Source organism: Delftia sp. ASV31, from assembly GCF_016428765.1.
Classification (GTDB): domain Bacteria; phylum Pseudomonadota; class Gammaproteobacteria; order Burkholderiales; family Burkholderiaceae_C; genus Comamonas; species Comamonas acidovorans.
Genome location: NZ_JAELTK010000165.1, coordinates 1 through 3,540 on the forward strand (window position 1 = coordinate 1; position 3,540 = coordinate 3,540).

At 68.2% G+C, this 3,540-nt stretch carries 3 protein-coding genes; all 3 read right to left on the reverse strand.

The window, feature by feature from the left end:
• On the reverse strand, positions 1–1,189 hold a 1,189-nt coding region (pelF, locus tag JHD82_RS28595; protein WP_199140251.1), incomplete at its 3' end, for a GT4 family glycosyltransferase PelF.
• Positions 1,186–2,208, reverse strand: a complete 1,023-nt coding sequence (locus JHD82_RS28600; RefSeq protein WP_034396971.1) for a hypothetical protein — start codon at positions 2,206–2,208, stop codon at positions 1,186–1,188. The genes pelF and JHD82_RS28600, both read right to left, overlap by 4 nt.
• On the reverse strand, positions 2,201–3,540 hold a 1,340-nt coding region (locus JHD82_RS28605; RefSeq protein WP_199140253.1), incomplete at its 5' end, for a PelD GGDEF domain-containing protein. The genes JHD82_RS28600 and JHD82_RS28605, both read right to left, overlap by 8 nt.

Sequence of the window (3,540 nt, forward strand, 5' to 3'; positions counted from 1 at the left end):
CCTCCACCTTCTGCATGCCCAGAAAGCGGACGTTGGCCTGCAGGCCCAGGCTGTCCACGAGGTTCTGGCATTCCTCGGCATAGGCCGGGTCCTCGGCCGTGGGGCCGGCCACCCAGGCCTGGACCTGGGGCATCCGGTTGACCACGCGGCGCATGGCGCGGATGAAGGTCTTGATGTCCTTGATGGGCACCACGCGGCCGATCAGGCACAGCACGGGCGGCACCTCGGCGGGCCGCTGGGTGCGCAGCGGCGCAAAGCGTTCTATGCGGATGCCGTTGGGGATGCTGACCGTGCGCTCGGCGGCCGCGCCATCGGCCACCTGGCGCAGGCGGTTGTTCTCGTACAGCGCAATGATGGGATCGGCCGCGCCATAGCAAAAGCGCCCCATCCAGTCGAAAAACCGTATCCACATCTGCCGGAAGAACGACACCTCCATGGGGTCGCGCTGGAAGATGTTGCGGTTGTCGCGGATCCAGGAGCTTTGCAGCAGGTCGATCTGGCGCTCTTTCGTGTAGATGCCATGCTCGGACAGCACCAGCGGCAGGCCGCGTGCATGGTGCAGCAGGCCGCCCAGAAATCCCGCATAGCCGGTCGAGACGGTATGCAGCACGCGCACCGGGATCAGCCCATGGGCGATGCGCGCCATCAGCCACAGCGGCTGCAGCATGATGCGCACGGTCCAGAAGAAGTCCACGAACGACGGGTCGGTGCAGTGGCGCCGGTAGCTGTCGCGGATCAGGTCCCAGGCGAATTCGCTGTGCAGGAAATCCTCCAGCGGCAGGCTGCCGCCGGGCTGCAGCTCCAGCGCAATGGAGCGCATGGCCGCCAGCACCTTGGCCCGGCTTTCGGCACTGCCGTCATGCGCCTCCAGCGCGCCCAGGAATTCCCTGGCCTTGGCCAAGGCTTCGGGATGGCCGCGCGAAGGGGCGGGCTGGATATTGGAGTGCAGCGCGTCAAACAGGTAGTGCTGCTCGAAGTGCACCACGTTGGGCGGCAGTGCGTAGCGGAAATCGCCATAGTCCTCGCGCCGGCTGCCCAGGAAGACGATGGCAAAGCGGTGCTCGGGATAGGCCTGCAGGATCTGGTTGACCCAGCTGGACACACCCCCGCTGACATAGGGGAAAGTGCCTTCCAGCAGCAGCGCGATGTCCGCATTGGCCGCCGTGGGGAACTGGCTCGCACGGCTCATGAGGCACTCCAGTAGCGGATGCTGGGCTTCAGGCGCGGCAGGGCTTGCTCGATGTCCAGCGAACGCATCAGGGCCTGCGCCTTGGCGAATTCGCGCCGATCGAACAGCAGCTCGGCCTGGTAGGGCACGACGCGTGCCGGCTCCATGCCCAGCGCCAGCGAGCGCTCATAGCAGGCCAGCGACTCCACCGCCCTGCCCTGCATGTGCAGCAGCCGGCCACGGCGCAGCAGCAGCAAGGCGTTGTCGGGCCGCTGAGCGAGCACCAGGTCGCAGTAGTGCAGGGATTGCTTGATGGCGTGGTCGCGCACATCGCCCTGCGCCACGCCCTGGTAGACCAGCTCCGCGTACAGGTCGGTCAGCGCCCGCGCCGCCTGCAGGCCACGCGGCCCGTAGGGCGCATCGCCCTCGGACTGGCGGGCATGCTCGAACAGCTGCAGCTCCTGGTGGATGGTCTTGCTGATCTCGCGCTCCTTGGCGTCCAGCATGCTGTAGGCCAGCAGGCGCAGGTCTTCGCTGGAATCGCCCAGCGCCGTGCGCAGCATGGGCGAGGCAATGCGCCCCGGCACGCTGCCCAGCGCCACCATGGCCCGCATGCGCGAGGCGACCGGCACATTGGGATTGGCCAGGAAGGACTGCAGGCCGGCTTGGCGGCGGCTGGTGCTGGCCTGCTGGTGCGGGTCGAAATCGGGCAGGGGCATCACCGGGAAACGCGGGCCGCCACGCGGGCCGCGCTGGGTGTGCAGCGCAATGGTGGCGACCACGGCGCCCAAAATGCCGGCCACCGGCACGGCATAGGCAAACAGCCCCATCAGCGCCACCAGGGCCAGGCGCTGGCGCACCGACTTGGCCGAGGTGGCCAGGAAGGGCGCCAGGCACAGCGCCAGCAGGCCGCTGGCCAGCCCGTGGGCCGTGAGATAGCCCAGCAGGGCCGCGTCCGACTGGCTGCGCAGCAGCCACAGGCTGCTCCAGGAGGCAATTTCCGCGGCCAGCGCACCCAGTGCCAGCTTGAGGTTAAGCATGGCCCTGCCCCATCTGATGCAGTCGCTCCAGCACGCTGCTGGCCGAGCAGCGGTCCAGCAAGATGGTGCGCGGGAAGATGCCCGCATCGGCCAGCGAGGCCACGCCGCGCTGGGCCAGCCAGCCCTCGATGCGGTTCAGGTAGCCCTCGGCCGTGGCGTTGGTGCCCAGCGGCATGAAGATGGCCAGCAGCTGCCGGCCATCGCTTTCCTGCAGCCAGGAGCGGTCCAGCATGCGCTCCAGCCGCATGATCTGCTGGGCCATCTGGGCCTGCACAGCCGAGGGCGACAGCTCCAGCGCCACCACCACGCTGCTCAGGCGCGCGCTGCGGTTGACATGCTCCATGCGCTGCAGCTCGAACGCGAAATGCGGCGGGCAATCGGGATAGGCCTGCAGCAGCGGCGCAGCCAGGCTGTTGGCGGCCACGCTGTCAGTGTAGTAGCCCAGCAGCAGGTTGATGGTCTGCAGCGCCTCTTCCTGCAATGCGAAGAAAGGCATTTCCTCGACCAGCAGCAGGCCGTAGATCTCGCCCTCCAGGTCCAGCATGGGAGCCACGACGATGTACTGCGTCTGCTGGCCCTCCGCCATGCTTTGCGAGACATGGCACAGCACATGGCTGTCCAGCGCCTGGCGCACCAGCGGATCGTGGACATGGATGGGCCGCTCGCCCCCCAGCTGGGCAATGGGCGTGGGGTCCAGCACCTCATTGCGCACGGGCACCAGGCTGGCCACGCTGATCTGGCTGAAGCGCGACAGCAGGTTGAGCAGGCTTTGCGCATCGCCCTCGGCGCCACTGAGGCCGCTGAGCACGTTGATGGCATCGCGCATGGACACGGGGCGGCCTATGAGCTCCTGCTCCAGCCGGTCATGCGACAGGCGCAGCAGGTAATGCTGGCGGATCAGCTGCTCGGTGCGCTGGTCCATGTAGTTCTGCGCCGTGCGCGCGCGGCGTATGCGTGCGCGCCAGAGGCTGGAGATCTCGCCCACGACCATGACCAGGATCAGGCCGCCCAGAAAGTACTGTTCCGGGAACAGCGACAGATCGCGCTGGTTGACCCCCAGCCAGGCCAGCAGCAGCACGCCGGCCGCCGACAGGCCGGCCACCGGCCCGTAGCGCAGGGCCACCACCACGGGCGCCAGCCAGGCCCAGGGGAACTCGGACTCCACCCACAGGGGATTGTCCGGGTTGGCCCACATGCCGATCAAAACGGCCAGCACCGGCAGCAGCAGCGTCTCGCCCACCACCACCCAGGGCTTGGCGCTCGTCTGCACGAGCAGGCCCAGCGGCGAGCCTCTGAATTCCGCGGCAATGCCGGCGCGGCGCGGTGCAGCGG

Excerpts from the sequence above, each read along its gene's own strand:
- JHD82_RS28600 (WP_034396971.1), bottom strand. The coding sequence starts at position 2,208 with ATGCTTAACCTCAAGCTGGCACTGGGTGCGCTGGCCGCGGAAATTGCC.